The 18,579-nt window shown below is 57.2% G+C and carries 18 protein-coding genes; 15 read left to right on the forward strand and 3 right to left on the reverse strand.

Translation table 11 applies throughout. The features are described 5' to 3' along the window. Positions 1 to 16: 16 nt before the first annotated feature. Together kdpA and kdpF are read right to left on the reverse strand one after the other, a co-directional pair. Positions 17 to 1,696, reverse strand: a complete 1,680-nt coding sequence (kdpA, locus tag FHC51_RS11895; RefSeq protein WP_220435616.1) for a potassium-transporting ATPase subunit KdpA — start codon at positions 1,694 to 1,696, stop codon at positions 17 to 19. Further along, positions 1,696 to 1,785 carry a K(+)-transporting ATPase subunit F gene (gene kdpF, locus FHC51_RS11900; protein WP_103823569.1) on the reverse strand — a complete coding sequence of 30 codons (90 nt, stop codon included), beginning with the start codon at positions 1,783 to 1,785 and terminating at the stop codon, positions 1,696 to 1,698. The genes kdpA and kdpF overlap by 1 nt, the downstream gene beginning before the upstream one ends. Positions 1,786 to 2,093: 308 nt before the next feature. On the opposite strand from kdpF, the gene FHC51_RS11905 reads away from it, so the two are divergent. The 10 genes from FHC51_RS11905 (at position 2,094) to nei (ending at position 10,163) form a co-directional block, all read left to right on the forward strand. Further along, the gene (locus FHC51_RS11905; protein ID WP_103181047.1) at positions 2,094 to 2,300 is read left to right on the forward strand and encodes a YbfA family protein; all 207 of its coding nucleotides are present in this window, start codon (positions 2,094 to 2,096) and stop codon (positions 2,298 to 2,300) included. A 181-nt stretch (positions 2,301 to 2,481) separates the two neighbouring features. Further along, positions 2,482 to 3,894 (forward strand): deoxyribodipyrimidine photo-lyase, encoded by a 1,413-nt coding sequence (phrB, locus tag FHC51_RS11910; protein ID WP_220435617.1) that lies wholly within the window; start codon positions 2,482 to 2,484, stop codon positions 3,892 to 3,894. A gap of 9 nt (positions 3,895 to 3,903) precedes the next feature. Further along, on the forward strand, positions 3,904 to 4,647 hold the full coding sequence (locus FHC51_RS11915; protein ID WP_103823567.1) for a type 2 GTP cyclohydrolase I: 744 nt from the start codon (positions 3,904 to 3,906) through the stop codon (positions 4,645 to 4,647). Positions 4,648 to 4,661: 14 nt separating this feature from the next. After that, the gene (gene pxpB, locus FHC51_RS11920; protein ID WP_103823566.1) at positions 4,662 to 5,318 is read left to right on the forward strand and encodes a 5-oxoprolinase subunit PxpB; all 657 of its coding nucleotides are present in this window, start codon (positions 4,662 to 4,664) and stop codon (positions 5,316 to 5,318) included. Next, positions 5,312 to 6,244, forward strand: coding sequence for a 5-oxoprolinase subunit PxpC (gene pxpC / locus FHC51_RS11925; protein WP_114387650.1), 933 nt, complete (start codon positions 5,312 to 5,314; stop codon positions 6,242 to 6,244). The genes pxpB and pxpC overlap by 7 nt, the downstream gene beginning before the upstream one ends. Next, positions 6,234 to 6,968 carry a 5-oxoprolinase subunit PxpA gene (pxpA, locus tag FHC51_RS11930; protein WP_220436685.1) on the forward strand — a complete coding sequence of 245 codons (735 nt, stop codon included), beginning with the start codon at positions 6,234 to 6,236 and terminating at the stop codon, positions 6,966 to 6,968. The genes pxpC and pxpA overlap by 11 nt, the downstream gene beginning before the upstream one ends. 34 nt (positions 6,969 to 7,002) lie before the next feature. Further along, positions 7,003 to 7,713 (forward strand): DUF969 domain-containing protein, encoded by a 711-nt coding sequence (locus FHC51_RS11935; RefSeq protein ID WP_220435618.1) that lies wholly within the window; start codon positions 7,003 to 7,005, stop codon positions 7,711 to 7,713. Continuing rightward, on the forward strand, positions 7,710 to 8,705 hold the full coding sequence (locus tag FHC51_RS11940; protein WP_114387649.1) for a DUF979 domain-containing protein: 996 nt from the start codon (positions 7,710 to 7,712) through the stop codon (positions 8,703 to 8,705). Before FHC51_RS11935 ends, FHC51_RS11940 begins: the two co-directional genes overlap by 4 nt. 9 nt (positions 8,706 to 8,714) lie before the next feature. Continuing rightward, positions 8,715 to 9,359 (forward strand): pyroglutamyl-peptidase I, encoded by a 645-nt coding sequence (gene pcp / locus FHC51_RS11945; protein ID WP_220435619.1) that lies wholly within the window; start codon positions 8,715 to 8,717, stop codon positions 9,357 to 9,359. A 12-nt stretch (positions 9,360 to 9,371) separates the two neighbouring features. Further along, a complete protein-coding gene (nei, locus tag FHC51_RS11950; RefSeq protein ID WP_220435620.1) occupies positions 9,372 to 10,163 on the forward strand; it encodes an endonuclease VIII in 792 nt (263 codons plus the stop codon). Positions 10,164 to 10,235: 72 nt separating this feature from the next. Here nei and FHC51_RS11955 read toward each other — a convergent pair whose 3' ends face one another. Continuing rightward, positions 10,236 to 11,522, reverse strand: a complete 1,287-nt coding sequence (locus FHC51_RS11955; protein WP_103823560.1) for a citrate synthase — start codon at positions 11,520 to 11,522, stop codon at positions 10,236 to 10,238. A gap of 640 nt (positions 11,523 to 12,162) precedes the next feature. Between FHC51_RS11955 and sdhC the strand changes: the two genes are divergently transcribed. From sdhC to sucA, 5 genes are all read left to right on the forward strand, one after another. Beyond that, entirely contained in the window at positions 12,163 to 12,567 is a 405-nt protein-coding gene (gene sdhC / locus FHC51_RS11960; protein WP_168194524.1) for a succinate dehydrogenase cytochrome b556 subunit, read from the forward strand. Beyond that, positions 12,561 to 12,908 carry a succinate dehydrogenase membrane anchor subunit gene (gene sdhD, locus FHC51_RS11965; protein WP_103178717.1) on the forward strand — a complete coding sequence of 116 codons (348 nt, stop codon included), beginning with the start codon at positions 12,561 to 12,563 and terminating at the stop codon, positions 12,906 to 12,908. Before sdhC ends, sdhD begins: the two co-directional genes overlap by 7 nt. Next, positions 12,908 to 14,674, forward strand: coding sequence for a succinate dehydrogenase flavoprotein subunit (gene sdhA, locus FHC51_RS11970; RefSeq protein WP_103178718.1), 1,767 nt, complete (start codon positions 12,908 to 12,910; stop codon positions 14,672 to 14,674). Before sdhD ends, sdhA begins: the two co-directional genes overlap by 1 nt. A gap of 15 nt (positions 14,675 to 14,689) precedes the next feature. Continuing rightward, positions 14,690 to 15,406 (forward strand): succinate dehydrogenase iron-sulfur subunit SdhB, encoded by a 717-nt coding sequence (gene sdhB / locus FHC51_RS11975; protein WP_103178719.1) that lies wholly within the window; start codon positions 14,690 to 14,692, stop codon positions 15,404 to 15,406. Positions 15,407 to 15,769: 363 nt separating this feature from the next. Further along, positions 15,770 to 18,577: a 2-oxoglutarate dehydrogenase E1 component gene (sucA, locus tag FHC51_RS11980; protein ID WP_220435621.1), complete on the forward strand. Its 2,808-nt coding sequence runs from the start codon at positions 15,770 to 15,772 to the stop codon at positions 18,575 to 18,577. Positions 18,578 to 18,579 lie beyond the last annotated feature (2 nt).

An 18,579-nucleotide genomic window follows, 5' to 3' on the forward strand; every position in this document is an offset into this window, starting at 1 on the left:
AGAATACTCCGTAAAATCAGCGTAAGGAGAGGTGTTCCGCAACCGGGCCTAATGCGAGGGCGGGAATAAAGGTGAGGGCGCCGACCAGCAGGACAGTACCGATCAGCAGGCCGACAAATAGCGCCCCATGTGTGGGCAAGGTGCCGCCAGAAACCGGCTGGCGGGTCTTGTTAACCAGCGATCCGGCGATGGCCATGACCGGAATAATCACCCCAAAGCGGCCGACCAACATGCAGAACGCCAGCAGGCAGTTCCAGAACGGCGAGTTGGCGCTCAGGCCCGCAAAGGCGCTGCCGTTGTTGTTGGCCGCCGACGACACCGCGTACAGCACCTCGCTGAAGCCGTGGATACCGGGGTTAAAGATGCCGCTGCGCCCGGCGTCGGTCATCAGCGCCAGCGCGGTGCCGAGCAGCACCAGCGCCGGGGTGATGAGGATCGCCAGCGCGGTCAGTTTCATCTCACGCACGTCGATTTTCTTACCCAGATATTCCGGGGTGCGGCCAATCATCAGCCCGGCGATAAAGACCGCCAGCAGCACAAACAGCAGCATGCCGTACAGGCCCGACCCGACACCGCCAAACACCACTTCACCAATCTGCATCAGCCACAGCGGGATCATGCCGCCCAGCGCGGTGAAGGAGTCATGCATGGCGTTGACCGCTCCGCAGGAGGCGGCGGTGGTGATCACCGCATACAGGCTGCTGGCGAGAATGCCAAAGCGGCTCTCTTTACCTTCCATGTTGCTGTTGCTGTCCGCGCCGAGCAGCATAAAGTGGCTGTTACCCTGCCACTCCGCCCACATCACCAGCGCCGCGCAGACCACAAAGATGGCGGACATGGTCCACAGGATCGTATGCCCCTGGCGCCGATCGCTGACCGACTCGCCAAAGGCAAAGCACAGTGCGGTGGGGATCAGGAAGATCGCCAGCATCTGCACGGCGTTGGTCAGCGCGGTCGGATTCTCAAACGGATGGGCAGAGTTAGCGTTAAAGAAGCCGCCCCCGTTGGTGCCGAGCATTTTGATCGCTTCCTGGGAGGCGACCGGCCCCATCGGCAGCAGCTGCCTGGCCCCCTCCAGCGAGGTGAAGGGCTGATAAGGCAGCAGGTTCTGCAATACGCCCTGCTGCATAAACAGCAGGGCGATAACCAGCGACAGCGGCAGCAACACCCACAGGGTGATGCGGGTCAGATCGACCCAGGCGTTGCCAAGCGTAGTGACATTCTGGCGGGAGAAGGCGCGGGTCAGGGCGAAGATCACCGCAATGCCGCTGGCTGCCGAGAGGAAGTTTTGCACCGTCAGCCCCGCCATCTGGCTGAAATAGCTCAGGGTGGTTTCACCGGCATAGGACTGCCAGTTGGTGTTGCTGACAAAGCTCACCGCGGTATTCAGCGCCAGATGCCATGAAAGCCCCGGGAGCTGCTGCGGATTGAGCGGCAGAGCGCCCTGAAGCATCAGCATGGCGAAGAGCACAACCAGGCCCACGCCATTCAACAGCAGAATAGCAAACAGGTAGTGACGCCAGTCCATCTCATCGGCGCGGATCCCGAGCAGGCGCAGTATCCCTGCGTCAATGGCCTGCACCCCGGGCAGCGGCAGGCCGTTAATCATGCGTGCCAGCCACATCCCCAGTGGCCGGGCGAGTATGAACAGCACCAGCAGAAAGCTGGCGATAAGCAGAAATCCCTGAGCGGCCATCAGAATGCCTCCGCGTTAAGCAGGGCATAAATCAGATACCCCAGTAACAGAAACACCAGCGCGATGCCCACAATTACACCTGCACTCACAATTCACCTCCGGGTGAGATTAGTCATGGTGCAAACGGTAAATTTTCTGGCGCAAAGATTTCGCAAAAATCAGACGGGGAGGTGTAAAAAAAGTATAAAAATGGCTAAGACCATAATTTAACTAATGGTTAGTATTAATTTAACTTTTATGTAACTAAATTACGAGATGAAGTGTAAAGATCCTTTTTTGAGGGCAAAAAAGTGGTCGGATGAGTAGTAAAATTACAGCCAAAGCGTTACTATTTTCAGCAGATAATCAGTTTTAATTTTCCGGAGCAGGTTTCCGGCCAGAAAGAGGGGAGAAAATGATGGAATTTTACAAAGCGTATCCGGCACATATCGTTTTTATTCGCCGCACTTTCGCTGTGTTAGCGGGTGTTCTGGCGTTACCAGTTATGCTTTTCTGGAAAGATCGTGCACGTTTTTACAGCTATCTGCATCGCGTATGGGCGAAGACCAGCGATAAGCCGGTGTGGATGGATCAGGCTGAAAAAGCCATTTGTGATTTTTATTAAGAAAGACTACACACAGCAATTGCAGTAACAAAAAAACCGCCACAGCAATGTGGCGGTTTTTTTTATCCCCAGGGATTCGCGGTCCGTTGGGCGGCCTTTTTTATTTCAGTATGGCTACACTTGTTAAAGCAAAGTATCCTCGGTGACTTGTAGATGTTACAGACGATAATACTGGAGTGTTATGGCCACCCATCTGGTCTGGTTTCGCGCCGATCTGCGCATCCACGATAACCTTGCGCTTGCCGCCGCCTGCCGCGACAAACATGCCCGCGTCCTGGCGCTTTTCATAGCCACGCCGCAGCAGTGGCGTGAGCACGCCATGGCGCCTCGCCAGGCCGCTTTTCTTCATGCTCATCTCAACGATCTGCAACAGCAGCTGGCCGACAGAAACATTCCGCTGCTCTACGCGCAGGTGGCTGATTTTGCCGCCCAGGGCGAAAAAGTGGCGCAGCTTTGCGCAGAGCATGAGGTCACCCATCTCTTTTATAACTACCAGTACGAACTGAACGAGCAACAGCGCGATCGCCAGCTGGAGCGCGCGTTGCAGGAGGTGATCTGTCAGGGGTTTGATGACAGCGTGATCCTGCCGCCGGGCAGCGTCATGACCGGCGATCATAAGATGTACAAGGTCTTTACGCCGTTTAAAAATGCCTGGTTGCGGCGGCTGAAAGAGGGACTGCCAGAGTGCGCGGCGGCACCTGCCGCCCGCGAGGGCGAAAAGGTGACCCCGGCGGCGCTGGATTTCGATTATCCGCAACAGCCATTCGATACCGACCTCTTTCCCGCGAGCGAGAAAGAAGCGATTGCCCGTCTGCGTCAGTTCTGCCAACAGGGGGCAGGGGAGTATGAGGCGCAGCGTGATTTTCCGGCTATCGAAGGGACCAGCCGTCTCTCCGCCTGCCTGGCGCTGGGGGTGCTTTCTCCTCGCCAGTGCCTGCACCGCTTGCTGGCCGAGCAACCCCAGGCGCTGGAGGGGGGGCCGGGGGCGGTATGGCTCAACGAGCTTATCTGGCGGGAGTTTTATCGTCATCTGATGACGTATCACCCTGATTTATGTAAATATCGGCCATTCATCCGCTGGACTGATAACGTCGAATGGCAGTCTGACGATGTGCAGCTGAAAGCCTGGCAAGAGGGGCAAACCGGCTATCCGATTGTCGATGCAGCCATGCGTCAGCTGAATGAAACCGGCTGGATGCACAACCGCCTGCGGATGATCACCGCCAGCTTTCTGGTAAAGGATCTGCTTATCGACTGGCGTGCCGGGGAACGTTACTTTATTTCACAGCTGATCGATGGTGACCTGGCCGCCAATAACGGCGGCTGGCAGTGGGCGGCATCAACCGGAACCGACGCCGCCCCCTATTTTCGTATTTTTAACCCGACAACCCAGGGACAGAAGTTTGATTCCGACGGCGTGTTTATCCGCCGCTGGCTGCCGGAGCTGGCCACCGTGCCGGACAAGGCCATCCACGATCCCTGGATCTGGGCGGACAAGCAGGGCGTCACCCTCGCGTATCCCCGCCCGGTTGTCGACCATAAACAGGCGCGCGTTGCCACGCTGGCCGCGTATGAAGCCGCCCGTAAAGCATAGGGAGTCATAATGAAAAACAGTGAACTGGAACGACTGATTAACGACAAACTGAACAGCGCCAGCTTCAGCGACTACGCACCGAATGGCCTGCAGGTGGAAGGGCGCGAAACTATTCAGAAGATTGTTACCGGCGTGACGGCAAGCCAGGCGCTGCTGGATGAAGCGGTGCGCCAGAAGGCCGATGCCGTTATCGTTCACCACGGCTATTTCTGGAAGGGGGAATCTCCGGTTATCCGCGGCATGAAGCGCAACCGTCTGAAGACCTTGCTGGAGAACGACATCAACCTCTATGGCTGGCACCTGCCGCTGGATGCACACCCGGAGCTGGGGAACAACGCCCAGCTGGCGGCGCTGCTCGGCATTAACATCATGGGCGAAATCGAGCCACTGGTGCCGTGGGGGGAACTCTCCATGCCGGTGCCGGGGCTGGAGCTGGCCTCGTGGATCGAAGCGCGGTTGGGGCGTCGTCCGCTGTGGAGCGGCGATACCGGGCCGGATGAGGTAAAACGCGTCGCCTGGTGTACCGGCGGCGGGCAGAGCTTTATTGACAGCGCGGCGCGTTTTGGCGTCGATGCGTTTATCACCGGCGAAGTCTCTGAGCAAACCATTCACTCCGCCCGCGAGCAGGGGCTGCATTTTTATGCGGCAGGTCACCATGCCACGGAACGCGGCGGCATTCGCGCGCTCAGCGAATGGCTGACAGAAAACACCGACCTGGATGTCACCTTTGTCGATATTCCTAATCCAGCCTGATGAGAGGTATCTAAGTGCAGCGAGCACGTTGTTATCTGCTAGGCGAAACCGCCGTGGTACTGGAACTGGAGCCGCCGGTGACCCTGGCGACGCAAAAACGGATCTGGCGCTTGACCCAGCGACTGGGTGAAATCCCTGAAGTGGTGGAAGCCATTCCGGGAATGAATAACATCACCGTGGTGCTGCGCAATCCCCACTCGGTGGCGCTGGATGCCATCGAACGTCTGCAGCGCTGGTGGGAAGAGAGCGAGGCGCTGGAACCCGACTCCCGCGCTATCGAGATCCCCGTGGTGTACGGTACCGCCGCGGGCCCCGATCTGGGCGAGGTGGCGCGGCACGCGGGGCTGACCGAGAAACAGGTCGTGGAACTCCATTCCTCCGCGGATTATGTGGTCTGGTTTTTGGGCTTTCAGCCGGGCTTTCCTTACCTGGGCGGGCTGCCTGAGCAGTTGGCTACGCCGCGTCGCGCCGAACCCCGGTTGCAGGTGCCGGCAGGCTCGGTGGGGATTGGCGGGTCGCAGACCGGTATTTATCCCTTAGCCACACCCGGAGGCTGGCAGCTGATTGGGCACACCTCTCTGCCGCTGTTCGATCCCGCTCGTGACGAGCCGGTGCTGCTGCGACCGGGCGATACCGTGCGGTTTATCCCGCAGAAGGAGGGGGTATGTTAAAAATTATTCGGGCAGGGCTCTATACCTCGGTGCAGGACGGCGGGCGCATCGGTTTTCGCCAGTCAGGGATCAGTTACTGTGGCGCGCTGGATAAACCGGCCTTGCAGATTGGCAATATACTTGTGGGCAATGACCCGGATGATGCCGCGCTGGAGATCACCCTGGGGCAATGTATCTTCGAATTTGAACAGGATGGCTGGTTTGCCCTGACCGGTGCGGGCTGTGATGCCCGGCTTGACGGGGCCGCGGTCTGGACCGGCTGGCGCCTGCCGGTGAAAGCCGGGCAGCAACTCACGCTCAATCGTCCCCGCCGCGGCATGCGCAGCTATCTGGCGATTGCGGGCGGAATTGATGTGCCGTCGATAATGAACTCCCTCAGCACCGATCTGAAGGTGGGTCTCGGCGGCCATGAAGGGCGGCTGCTGAAAGATGGCGATCGCCTGCAGGTTCGGGCCGGTGGACGCGAATTCCGTGAAGCCCAGGGCGTGAAACAGCTCCTTTGGAGTAACCGCGTGCGGGCCTTGCCGGGACCGGAATACCATGAGTTCGATCAGGCCTCCCAGGATGCGCTCTGGCGCCTGCCCTGGCAGCTCAGCCCACAGAGTAACCGTATGGGCTATCGCCTGCAGGGGCAAAAGCTGGCGCGCACCACCGATCGGGAGATGCTGTCGCACGGGCTACTCCCGGGCGTGATTCAGGTGCCGCATAACGGGCAGCCTATCATTCTGATGAACGATGCCCAGACCACCGGGGGCTATCCGCGGATCGCCTGCATCATCGAGGCCGATATGTACCATCTGGCGCAGGCCCCGCTCGGACAACCTATTCACTTTGTCCCCTGCACGCTGGAAGAGGCGCTGGAGGCGCGGCGCATCCAGAAGCAGTACATCGAACAGCTGGCGTGGAGGTTACATGATCGCGGTTGATTTAAATGCAGATTTAGGTGAAGGGTGCGGCAGCGATGCCGCACTGTTAAAGCTGGTGTCGTCAGCCAATATCGCCTGCGGATTCCATGCCGGCGATGCCGAAACCATGCTGGCCTGCGTGTGCGAGGCGCTAAAAAATGGCGTGGCCATCGGGGCGCACCCCAGCTTCCCGGACCGGGAAAACTTTGGCCGCACGGCCATGACCCTGCCGCCGGAGACGGTCTACGCCCAGATGCTCTACCAGATTGGGGCCCTGGCGGCGATCGTTCGTGCCGAAGGCGGGCAGCTGCGTCACGTGAAACCGCACGGCATGCTCTATAACCAGGCGGCAAAAGATCGCGACCTGGCGGATGCGATCGCCCGCGCTGTTTCGACCGTTGACCCGGATCTGATCCTGGTCGGGCTGGCGGGGAGCGAGTTGATCCGCGCGGGAACGCGCTATGGCCTAATCACCCGGGAAGAGGTGTTTGCCGATCGCGGATATCAGGCCGATGGCAGCCTGGTGCCGCGTACCCAGGCCGGGGCGCTGATCGCCGATGAAGATCAGGCTCTGGCGCAAACCCTGGAGATGATCCAGCACGGGCGGGTGAAGAGTATTACCGGTGAATGGGCAACGGTGCACGCGCAGACGGTGTGTATCCACGGTGACGGAGAACACGCGCTGGCCTTTGCCCGTCGCCTGCGTAGAGAATTTGAAGCAAACAATATAAAAATCAGTGCATAACGCACAACTGCAAACACCACAACAGGAAAACATCATGCCAGAGACGCTAACCCTCTGGCCACTCATCGGTATCGCGGTGATTGTGGTCGGGTTTCTTTTACGCTTTAACTCGGTGCTGGTGGTCATTGTCGCCGGGATCGTCACCGGCCTGGCGGCGCAAATGCCCATCGCCACCATTCTGGAAAAGCTGGGGGAGGGGTTCCTGAACACCCGTAACCTGCCTTATATCCTGCTGATTCCGCTGGCGGTTATTGGTCTGCTGGAGCGCCACGGCCTGAAAGAGCGGGCCCAGGCGTGGATCGCGAAGATCCACAGCGCTACCGCCGGACGGCTTTTGATCGTCTATCTCTTCGTCCGTGAAACGTCGGCAGCAATGGGGCTGACCAGCCTTGGCGGACATCCGCAGATGGTGCGCCCGCTGCTGGCACCGATGGCGGAAGGGGCGGCGGAGAAAAAGTATGGCGAGCTGCCGGGGGCGGTGCGCTATCGTCTGCGGGCGATGTCGGCAGCCACCGATAACGTCGGGCTATTCTTTGGCGAAGATATCTTTGTTGCCTTTGGCGCCATCATCTTTATGCATAACTTTATGCTGGAATCCGGCGGGATCCAGACGGAGCCGCTGCATATTGCCCTCTGGGGGATCCCGACCGCGCTCTGCGCCTTTGCGATCCACGCAACCCGCCTCTACCGCCTGGATAAGCATCTGGAGCGCGAGCTGGCCAAAGTTCAGGGGGCGGTAAAATGAACTTCCAGCAAAGCTATCTCTACTGGCTGGCAGGGCTGATCCTGCTCATCGTGGCGCTGATGTCGTTTCGTGATAAAGCCAACCCGCGACGTATTACCACCGGTCTGTTCTGGGGCATTTACGGCCTGCTGTTCCTGCTGGGGAACTGGACCTACGATCTGGTGGGCGACAAGCGCACCGTCCATATCGCAGTGGGTGTGGCAGTCGTGCTGCTGGCGCTGATTGCTGGTTTCGGCGGGGTGCGCCTGGGGAGTTACCATCAGCGCACGCCAGAAGAGCGTGAGAGCAGCGCGAAGCGTCTGGGCAATCGCCTCTTTTTACCGGCGCTGGCCATTCCGGTGGTGACGGTGGTGGGCGTGCTGATGTTCAACCACATCCCGGGCCTGCAGGAGACGCTGTTCGGGCCGGGTAACCACTCGACCCTGGTGACGCTCTTCTCCATGACCGTCGGCTCGCTGATTGGCCTGGCGATGGCGGTTAAAATGACCCATGAGAAAGTGCATCAGCCTTTGCAGGAGGCGCGCCGTCTGCTCGACTCCATCGGCTGGGCCTTTATTCTGCCGCAGATCCTGGCGACCCTTGGCCTGCTGTTTACCGCCGCCGGCGTGGGGGAGGGGATCTCTTACCTCACCCAGACGTACCTGGCAGTCGACAGCCGGTTTATTGCGGTAGCGGTCTATGCCGTGGGCATGGCGTTGCTGACCATGGTAATGGGTAACGCCTTCGCCGCCTTCCCGATTGTTACCGCCGGGATCGGTATTCCCATTCTGGTGCTGCAACACGGCGGCAACCCGGCGGTGATGGCGGCGATTGGCATGTTCTCCGGCTACTGTGGCACCCTGATGACGCCGATGGCGGCCAACTTTAATATTGTGCCCGCCGCGCTGCTGGAGTTACCCGATAAAAACGCGGTCATTAAAGCGCAGGTCCCCACCGGGGTATTGCTGCTGATCGCTAACGTCTTCCTGCTCTACTTCCTGATGTTCCTGTAAGGAGAAATGATGCGAACCGTATTGATCACCGGCTTTGAGCCGTTTGGCGGCGAAACCCTTAACCCCTCATGGGAGGTGGTAAAGCAGCTTGATGGCGCAATTATTGACGACTGCCGCGTGGTGGCGCGGCAGTTGCCCTGCGTGTTTGGCGAGTCGTTATCGGTGCTGAACGCGGCCATTGACGCGCTACAGCCCTCCGTTGTACTGGCGGTAGGGCAGGCCGGGGGCCGGGTGGATGTCACCGTTGAGCGGGTAGCGATCAACGTTGATGATGCCCGTATCCCGGATAACCACGGACAACAGCCGGTGGATGTGGCCATCGTTGAGGGCGGCCCGGCGGCCTGGTTCAGCACGCTGCCCATTAAAGCGATGGTGGCGGCGCTGCGTGAATCAGGTATTCCTGCTTCGGTTTCGCAGACGGCGGGGACATTCGTCTGCAACCACGTGATGTATGGCGTGCTGCACAAGCTGGCCGACCGCCCGGAGGTGAAGGGCGGATTTATCCATATTCCTTACCTGCCCGAGCAGGCGGCGGCGCACCCTGGCGCCCCGAGCATGGCGACGCAAACCGTGAAGCAGGCGCTGGAGATCGCCATTACGGTGGCGCTGCGCCAGGAGGCGGATATTAAAGTGGTGGGCGGCGCAACGCACTAACAAGGAGTCATCATGCCAGAAGGACCAGAGATCCGCCGGGCGGCGGATAGCCTGGAGGCGGCGATAAAAGGCAAACCGCTCACCGACGTGTGGTTTGCTTTTCCTCAGTTAAAACCGTTTGAATCCCGGCTTATCGGCGAGACGGTCACACATCTGGAGACGCGCGGTAAAGCGTTGCTCACTCACTTTTCTAACCAGCTGACGCTCTACAGCCATAACCAGCTGTATGGCGTCTGGCGGGTGGTTGAGACCGGCCAGGAGCCGCAGACCACTCGGGTCCTGCGCGTTAAGTTACAGACCGCGGATAAAACCATTCTGCTCTTCAGCGCCTCGGATATTGAGATGCTCTTGCCGGAGCAACTCACTACCCATCCCTTCCTGCAGCGGGTGGGGCCGGATGTGCTCGATTTACGCCTGACGGCAGAGGAGGTAAAAGCGCGGCTGCTGTCGGCAAAATTCCGCAACCGGCAGTTTTCCGGGCTGCTGCTGGATCAGGCGTTTCTGGCTGGTTTAGGCAACTATCTGCGGGTCGAAATTCTGTGGGAGGTGGGGCTGGCGCCGCAGCATAAAGCGTCACAGCTCACTGAAGAACAGCTCGACGCGCTGGCGCATGCGCTACTGGCGATCCCGCGTCTGTCGTATAACACTCGCGGGGTGGTAAATGACAAGAAGCATCACGGGGCATTATTCCGCTTTAAGGTGTTTCATCGGGCGGGGAAAAAGTGCGAGCGGTGCGGCGGGGTGATTGAGAAAACGACGCTCTCTTCCAGACCGTTTTACTGGTGTCCTGAGTGCCAGATGTAAAAAAGCCGGGTAGCACTAATGCGAACCCGGCCTGCTTAGGCCCAGCAAGCGTAACGCCGCCGGGCATCGCTTTTAGCGGTTTGTCACGTCAGACTCGAAATTACGCTGCTCGTAGCCGGTATAGAGCTGACGAGGACGGGCAATTTTCATGCCTTCGGTGTGCATTTCGTTCCAGTGTGCAATCCAGCCCACGGTACGCGCCATCGCGAAGATAACGGTAAACATGGAAGATGGGATGCCCATCGCTTTCAGGATGATACCGGAGTAGAAATCGACGTTCGGGTAAAGTTTCTTCTCGATGAAGTACGGGTCGTTCAGCGCGATGTGTTCCAGCTCCATCGCCACCTGCAGCAGATCATCTTTGGTGCCCAGCTCTTTCAGCACTTCATGGCAGGTTTCACGCATCACGGTTGCGCGCGGGTCATAGTTTTTGTAAACACGGTGACCGAAGCCCATCAGACGGAAGGAGTCATTCTTATCCTTCGCACGACGGACGAATTCAGGAATATGCTCAACGGAGCTGATCTCTTCCAGCATCTTCAGTGCCGCTTCGTTCGCGCCGCCGTGTGCCGGTCCCCACAGGGAGGCAATACCTGCTGCGATACAGGCGAACGGGTTCGCGCCAGAGGAGCCAGCGGTACGTACGGTAGAGGTGGAGGCGTTCTGCTCGTGGTCAGCGTGCAGGATCAGGATACGATCCATTGCGCGTTCCAGAACCGGGTTCACTTCGTACTCTTCACACGGCGTGGCGAACATCATACGCAGGAAGTTACCGGCGTAAGAGAGGTCGTTGCGTGGATAAACAAACGGCTGTCCGATGGAGTATTTGTAACACATCGCTGCCATGGTTGGCATTTTGGACAGCAGACGGAACGCGGCGATATCGCGGTGACGCTGGTTATTTACATCCAGGGAGTCATGGTAGAACGCGGCCAGCGCACCGGTGATCCCGCACATTACCGCCATTGGGTGTGAATCGCGGCGGAAGGCGTGGAACAGACGGGTAATCTGCTCATGGATCATTGTGTGACGGGTGACGGTGGTTTTGAACTCATCGTACTGTTCCTGAGTCGGCTTTTCGCCGTTCAGCAGGATGTAGCACACTTCCAGATAGTTGGAGTCAGTCGCTAACTGGTCGATGGGGAAACCGCGGTGCAACAGGATACCTTCGTCACCGTCGATATAGGTGATTTTGGACTCGCAAGATGCGGTGGAGGTAAAACCAGGGTCAAAGGTAAACATACCTTTAGAACCAAGACTACGGATATCAATAACATCCTGACCGAGCGTGCCTTTTAGCACATCCAGTTCAATAGCAGCGTCACCATTTAGGGTGATTTTTGCCTTAGTATCAGCCATTTACGGTCTCCTTAGCGCCTTATTGCTTAAGACTGCCCATAACCGGATTTGCATTCAGCTGATTTATCATTGTTACCAGTTTGTTATTTGGCTCGCCGCTCAGCTCACGAGGAGAAACCAGGGTACAGAGCAATGGCGCTAGCAGGTAAACAAATGAGAAACCAGAGAAATAACAGCAAATCAGTGTTTGTTCAGTCCGAATTTTTCAAACCTGTATATCACTAATAACTGTCCTGATAACTTCGGTCAATACCATCACACTGTTACATAACTTATTCTCAGGTGAAAGAGAGACCTCATAACTTTTGCGCATTATATGCCTTTTCTGGTGATGTTTGTAACAATAATGTTTAACATTTGTCAAATCAGATGATTAAAAATTAAAAAGATGTTGTTATCGTGACCCTGATCACTGTTCCAGAGAAAACCCGACAAACTGTATGTAGGTTAATTGTAATGATTTTGTGAACGGCCTATACTGCCGCCAGGTCTCCGGAAAACCCTGCAATCCCGAGCCAACCAGCGTTGTAACGTGTCATTTGAGCATCTGGAAGCAATGTTTTGCATGACGCACAGTTATATAAAAGGCACGCTGTCTGACCCGCATCGCAGTCCGGAGGAAGGAAACTATAAGAAGAGCATGTGGGCGTTATTCATGATAAGAAATGTGAAAAAACAAAGACCTGTCAATCTGGATCTCAAAACGATCCGATTCCCCGTAACGGCAATAGCGTCCATCCTTCATCGTGTATCCGGTGTGATCACGTTTGTCGCGGTGGGTATCCTGTTATGGTTACTGGGTACCAGCCTCTCGTCTCCGGAAGGATTCCAGCAGGCCGCCAACATCATGAACGGTTTCTTTGTGAAATTTATCATGTGGGGCATCCTCACCGCGCTGGCCTATCACGTTGTTGGCGGCATCCGCCATATGCTGATGGATGTCGGCTATCTGGAAGAGACCTTCGAAACCGGCAAACGTACCGCTAACATCTCCTTTGTAATCACTGTCGTGCTTTCACTTCTCGCAGGAGTTCTCGTATGGTAAGCAACGCCTCCGCATTAGGACGCAACGGCGTACATGACTTCATTCTGGTCCGTGCTACCGCTATCGTTCTCACCCTCTACATCATCTACATGATCGGTTTCTTTGCCACCAGCGGCGATCTGACCTGGGAAATCTGGACTGGCTTCTTCGGGTCTGCCTTTACCAAAGTGTTTACCCTGCTGGCGCTCTTCTCCATTCTGATCCACGCGTGGATTGGCATGTGGCAGGTACTGACCGACTACGTTAAATCAATGGCGATTCGTCTCGCGCTGCAGCTGGCTATTGTCGTTGCACTGGTGGTTTACGTTATTTATGGATTTGTTGTGGTGTGGGGTGTGTGATGAAACTTCCAGTCAGAGAATTTGACGCTGTAGTGATTGGCGCCGGCGGCGCAGGTATGCGCGCGGCGCTGCAAATTTCCCAGAGCGGCCAGACCTGTGCGCTGCTCTCTAAAGTGTTCCCGACCCGTTCCCATACCGTATCTGCGCAGGGTGGCATCACCGTTGCGCTCGGTAATACCCATGATGATAACTGGGAATGGCATATGTACGACACGGTGAAAGGCTCCGACTATATCGGTGACCAGGACGCCATTGAATATATGTGTAAAACCGGCCCGGAAGCGATTCTGGAGCTTGACCACATGGGTCTGCCTTTCTCCCGCCTGGAGAACGGCACCATCTATCAACGTCCGTTTGGCGGCCAGTCGAAGAACTTCGGCGGCGAGCAGGCGGCACGTACAGCGGCAGCGGCCGACCGTACTGGTCACGCCCTGTTGCATACCCTGTACCAGCAGAACCTGAAGAACAAAACCACCATCTTCTCCGAGTGGTATGCGCTGGATCTGGTGAAAAACGAAGATGGCGCCATCGTCGGTTGTACCGCCCTGTGCATTGAAACCGGTGAAGTGGTTTACTTCAAAGCCCGTGCCACCGTGCTGGCGACCGGCGGCGCAGGCCGTATTTATCAGTCCACCACGAACGCCCATATCAACACCGGTGACGGCGTCGGTATGGCTATCCGAGCTGGCGTGCCGGTGCAGGATATGGAGATGTGGCAGTTCCACCCAACCGGTATCGCCGGTGCGGGCGTGCTGGTAACAGAAGGCTGCCGCGGTGAAGGTGGTTATCTGCTGAACAAACATGGCGAGCGCTTCATGGAGCGTTATGCCCCGAATGCGAAAGACCTGGCGGGTCGTGACGTGGTGGCGCGTTCCATCATGATCGAAATCCGTGAAGGTCGCGGCTGTGACGGCCCGTGGGGCCCACACGCGAAGCTGAAACTTGACCATCTGGGTAAAGAGGTTCTGGAATCCCGTCTGCCGGGCATCCTCGAACTCTCCCGTACCTTCGCTCACGTCGACCCGGTTAAAGAGCCGATCCCGGTAATCCCAACCTGCCACTACATGATGGGCGGTATTCCGACCAAAGTGACCGGCCAGGCGCTGACCGTGAACGAGCAGGGCGAAGATGTGGTGATCCCTGGCCTGTTCGCGGTAGGCGAAATTGCCTGCGTATCCGTACACGGCGCCAACCGTCTGGGCGGCAACTCTCTGCTCGACCTGGTGGTGTTTGGTCGTGCGGTCGGTCTGCATCTGCAGGAGTCCATTGCCGAGCAGGGGCCACTGCGTGATGCCACCGAAGCAAATATTGAAGCCTCGCTGGAGCGTCTCAACCGCTGGAACGGCAACCGTAACGGCGAAGATCCGGTGGAAATCCGTAAAGCGCTGCAGGAGTGCATGCAGCACAACTTCTCGGTATTCCGTGAAGGTGACGCGATGGCCAAAGGTCTTGAGCAGCTGAAAGCGATCCGCGAGCGTCTGAAAAATGCCCGTCTGGACGACACCTCCAGCGAGTTCAACACCCAGCGCGTTGAGTGCCTGGAGCTGGATAACCTGATGGAAACCGCATACGCAACGGCGGTCTCTGCAAACTTCCGTACCGAGAGCCGTGGCGCCCATAGCCGCTTCGACTTCCCGGATCGTGATGATGAAAACTGGCTGTGCCACTCCCTGTATCTGCCAGAGACGGAATCCATGACGCGACGCAGCGTCAATATGGAACCGAAACTGCGTCCGGCGTTCCCGCCGAAGATTCGTACTTACTAATGCGGAGACAGGACAATGAAACTCGAATTTTCAGTTTATCGTTATAACCCTGATGTTGATGACGCTCCGCGTATGCAGGATTACACCCTGGAAGCGGAAGAAGGCCGTGACATGATGCTGCTGGACGCCTTAATGCAGCTGAAAGAAAAGGATCCGACACTGTCGTTTCGTCGTTCCTGCCGTGAAGGGGTGTGTGGCTCCGACGGTCTGAACATGAATGGCAAAAACGGTCTGGCCTGTATCACGCCAATCTCGGCGCTTAACCGTCCGGGACAGAAGATTGTCATCCGCCCTCTGCCAGGACTGCCGGTCGTGCGCGATTTGGTGGTGGACATGGGGCAATTCTATGCACAATATGAGAAGATTAAGCCTTACTTATTGAATAATGGGCAAAATCCACCCGCTCGCGAGCATTTACAGTCGCCAGAGCAGCGTGAAAAACTCGATGGCCTGTATGAGTGTATCCTCTGTGCATGTTGTTCGACCTCTTGCCCGTCGTTCTGGTGGAACCCGGACAAGTTTATCGGCCCGGCTGGCCTGCTGGCAGCGTACCGCTTCCTGATTGACAGCCGCGATACCGAAACCGACAACCGCCTGGAAGGGCTGAGTGATGCTTTCAGCGTATTCCGCTGCCACAGCATCATGAACTGCGTCAGTGTATGTCCTAAGGGGCTGAACCCGACGCGTGCTATCGGCCACATTAAGTCGATGTTGTTGCAGCGCAGTGCGTAAGTAACAACGCCGGATGGCGCTGCGCTTATCCGGCCTACGATTTTGTAGGCCCGGTCAGCGTAGCGCCACCGGGCAATTTGCAGAAACCTTTAAAAACTGCCAGTTAAGTAAATAATCGAGACGTTCAGCGCAAGACAAGGCGCGGTTGAACGAATCCCCTGGAGCATAGTGAACTATGTGACTGGGGTGAGTGAAAGCCGCAACGCAGTCGCAGCCGGAACGACGAAGATTATTTAGACAGTTTCTAAAGGTTCCTTCGCGGGCCAAAGTAAAAGAGCTCGCAGGTGAACCCCGGCACGTACACGTGGTGTGCGTGGTAGTTTCTACGGCGAAAGTAAGCATAAAAATGCTTAAGGGATCACGATGCAGAACGGCGCAATGAAAGCCTGGCTGGACTCTTCATTCCTCTCTGGTGCAAACCAAAGCTGGATTGAACAGCTCTATGAAGACTTCTTAACCGACCCTGACTCAGTGGACGCTAACTGGCGTTCCATGTTCCAGGAGTTACCTGGAACGGGTGTCAAACCGGATCAATTTCATTCCAAAACACGTGATTATTTCCGTCGTCTGGCGAAGGATGCCTCACGTTACTCTTCCGCTATCTCCGACCCTGACACCAATGCGAAGCAGGTTAAAGTCCTGCAGCTGATTAACGCCTACCGCTTCCGCGGCCACCAGCACGCAAATCTGGATCCGCTGGGACTGTGGAAGCAGGAGCGCGTGGCTGATTTAGATCCGGCATATCACGATCTGACCGAAGCGGATTTCCAGGAAACCTTCAACGTTGGCTCTTTCGCTATCGGCAAAGACACCATGAAGCTGGGCGATCTGCTGGAAGCGCTGAAGCAGACCTACTGCGGCTCCATCGGTGCAGAGTATATGCACATCACCTCTACCGAAGAGAAACGCTGGATCCAGCAGCGTATCGAATCCGTTGCCGGTAAATCCACCTTCAATGCCGACGAGAAAAAGCGTTTCCTGAACGAACTGACCGCAGCCGAAGGGCTGGAGCGTTATCTCGGTGCGAAATTCCCGGGCGCAAAACGCTTCTCGCTGGAAGGCGGCGATGCGCTGGTGCCGATGCTGAAAGAGCTGATCCGCCACGCGGGCAACAGCGGTACCCGCGGAGTGGTGCTGGGCATGGCGCACCGTGGTCGTCTGAACGTGCTGATCAACGTGCTGGGTAAAAAGCCGCAGGATCTGTTCGACGAATTCGCCGGCAAACATAAAGAACACCTCGGTACCGGTGACGTGAAGTACCACATGGGCTTCTCATCGGATATCGAAACCCAGGGCGGCCTGGTTCACATGGCGCTGGCGTTTAACCCGTCGCACCTTGAGATCGTCAGCCCAGTGGTTATCGGCTCCGTGCGCGCCCGTCTGGATCGTCTGGACGAGCCAAGCAGCAACAAAGTGCTGCCAATCACCATCCACGGCGATGCGGCAGTCACCGGGCAGGGCGTGGTTCAGGAGACCCTGAACATGTCGAAAGCGCGGGGTTACGAAGTGGGCGGTACCGTTCGCATCGTCATCAACAACCAGGTGGGCTTCACCACCTCTAACCCGCTGGACGCACGTTCTACCCCATACTGCACCGACATCGGTAAGATGGTTCAGGCACCAATTTTCCACGTGAACGCCGATGACCCGGAAGCGGTCGCGTTCGTGACCCGCCTGGCGCTGGATTTCCGTAACACCTTTAAGCGCGATGTGTTCATCGACCTCTTCTGCTATCGCCGTCATGGCCATAACGAAGCGGACGAGCCGAGTGCAACCCAGCCGCTGATGTACCAGAAAATCAAAAAACATCCGACCCCGCGCAAAATCTATGCTGACAAGCTGGAAGCGGAGAAGGTTGTCACCCTGGAAGATGCCACCGAGATGGTCAACCTCTACCGCGACGCGCTGGATGCCGGCGAATGCGTGGTAAAAGAGTTGCGTCCGATGAACATGCACTCCTTTACCTGGTCGCCATACCTCAACCACGAGTGGGATGAGAGCTACCCGAACAAGGTAGAGATGAAGCGTCTGCAGGAGCTGGCAAAACGCATCAGCACCGTACCTGAAGCGATCGAGATGCAGTCCCGCGTGCAGAAGATCTACGCTGACCGTCAGGCAATGGCCTCAGGCGAGAAGCTCTTTGACTGGGGCGGAGCAGAGAACCTGGCGTACGCCACCCTGGTTGATGAAGGTATTCCGGTCCGTCTGTCTGGTGAAGATGCGGGCCGCGGCACCTTCTTCCACCGTCATGCGGTGATCCATAACCAGACCAACGGTTCAACCTACACCCCGCTGCAGCACGTGCACAACGGCCAGGGCCAATTTAAGGTCTGGGACTCCGTGCTCTCTGAAGAAGCAGTGCTGGCATTCGAATACGGTTACGCCACCGCAGAACCGCGTACCCTGACCATCTGGGAAGCGCAGTTCGGCGACTTCGCCAACGGTGCGCAGGTGGTTATCGACCAGTTCATCTCTTCCGGTGAGCAGAAGTGGGGCCGTATGTGTGGCCTGGTGATGCTGCTGCCGCACGGCTACGAAGGGCAGGGCCCGGAGCACTCCTCCGCACGTCTGGAGCGTTATCTGCAGCTCTGCGCCGAGCAGAACATGCAGGTTTGCGTACCGTCTACCCCGGCACAGGTTTATCACATGCTGCGTCGTCAGGCGCTGCGCGGGATGCGCCGTCCGCTGGTGGTGATGTCGCCGAAATCGCTGCTGCGTCACCCGCTGGCGGTCTCCAGCCTGGAAGAGCTGGCAAACGGCACCTTCCTGCCGGCCATCGGTGAAATTGACGAACTGGATCCGCAGGGCGTTAAGCGTGTCGTGATGTGTTCTGGTAAGGTTTATTACGACCTGCTGGAACAGCGCCGTAAGAACGATCAGAAAGATGTCGCCATCGTGCGTATCGAACAGCTTTATCCGTTCCCGCATCAGGCGATGCAGGAAGTGCTGAAACAGTACGCTCACGTACATGATTTTGTCTGGTGCCAGGAAGAGCCGCTCAACCAGGGCGCATGGTACTGCAGCCAGCATCATTTCCGTGAAGTGATTCCATTTGGGTCTGCTCTGCGTTATGCAGGTCGCCCGGCCTCCGCCTCTCCGGCGGTAGGGTATATGTCCGTTCACCAGAAGCAGCAACAAGATCTGGTCAATGACGCGCTGAACGTCGATTAATT

The organism is Leclercia sp. EC_58, assembly GCF_019584355.1.
GTDB lineage: Bacteria > Pseudomonadota > Gammaproteobacteria > Enterobacterales > Enterobacteriaceae > Enterobacter.

Coding starts and splice junctions, on each gene's coding strand:
- kdpA (WP_220435616.1), bottom strand. CDS start 1,696: ATGGCCGCTCAGGGATTTCTGCTTATCGCCAGCTTTCTGCTGGTGCTG.
- FHC51_RS11905 (WP_103181047.1), top strand. CDS start 2,094: ATGGAATTTTACAAAGCGTATCCGGCACATATCGTTTTTATTCGCCGC.
- phrB (WP_220435617.1), top strand. CDS start 2,482: ATGGCCACCCATCTGGTCTGGTTTCGCGCCGATCTGCGCATCCACGAT.
- FHC51_RS11915 (WP_103823567.1), top strand. CDS start 3,904: ATGAAAAACAGTGAACTGGAACGACTGATTAACGACAAACTGAACAGC.
- pxpC (WP_114387650.1), top strand. CDS start 5,312: ATGTTAAAAATTATTCGGGCAGGGCTCTATACCTCGGTGCAGGACGGC.
- FHC51_RS11935 (WP_220435618.1), top strand. CDS start 7,003: ATGCCAGAGACGCTAACCCTCTGGCCACTCATCGGTATCGCGGTGATT.
- FHC51_RS11940 (WP_114387649.1), top strand. CDS start 7,710: ATGAACTTCCAGCAAAGCTATCTCTACTGGCTGGCAGGGCTGATCCTG.
- pcp (WP_220435619.1), top strand. CDS start 8,715: ATGCGAACCGTATTGATCACCGGCTTTGAGCCGTTTGGCGGCGAAACC.
- nei (WP_220435620.1), top strand. CDS start 9,372: ATGCCAGAAGGACCAGAGATCCGCCGGGCGGCGGATAGCCTGGAGGCG.
- FHC51_RS11955 (WP_103823560.1), bottom strand. CDS start 11,522: ATGGCTGATACTAAGGCAAAAATCACCCTAAATGGTGACGCTGCTATT.
- sdhC (WP_168194524.1), top strand. CDS start 12,163: ATGTGGGCGTTATTCATGATAAGAAATGTGAAAAAACAAAGACCTGTC.
- sdhD (WP_103178717.1), top strand. CDS start 12,561: ATGGTAAGCAACGCCTCCGCATTAGGACGCAACGGCGTACATGACTTC.
- sdhA (WP_103178718.1), top strand. CDS start 12,908: ATGAAACTTCCAGTCAGAGAATTTGACGCTGTAGTGATTGGCGCCGGC.
- sdhB (WP_103178719.1), top strand. CDS start 14,690: ATGAAACTCGAATTTTCAGTTTATCGTTATAACCCTGATGTTGATGAC.
- sucA (WP_220435621.1), top strand. CDS start 15,770: ATGCAGAACGGCGCAATGAAAGCCTGGCTGGACTCTTCATTCCTCTCT.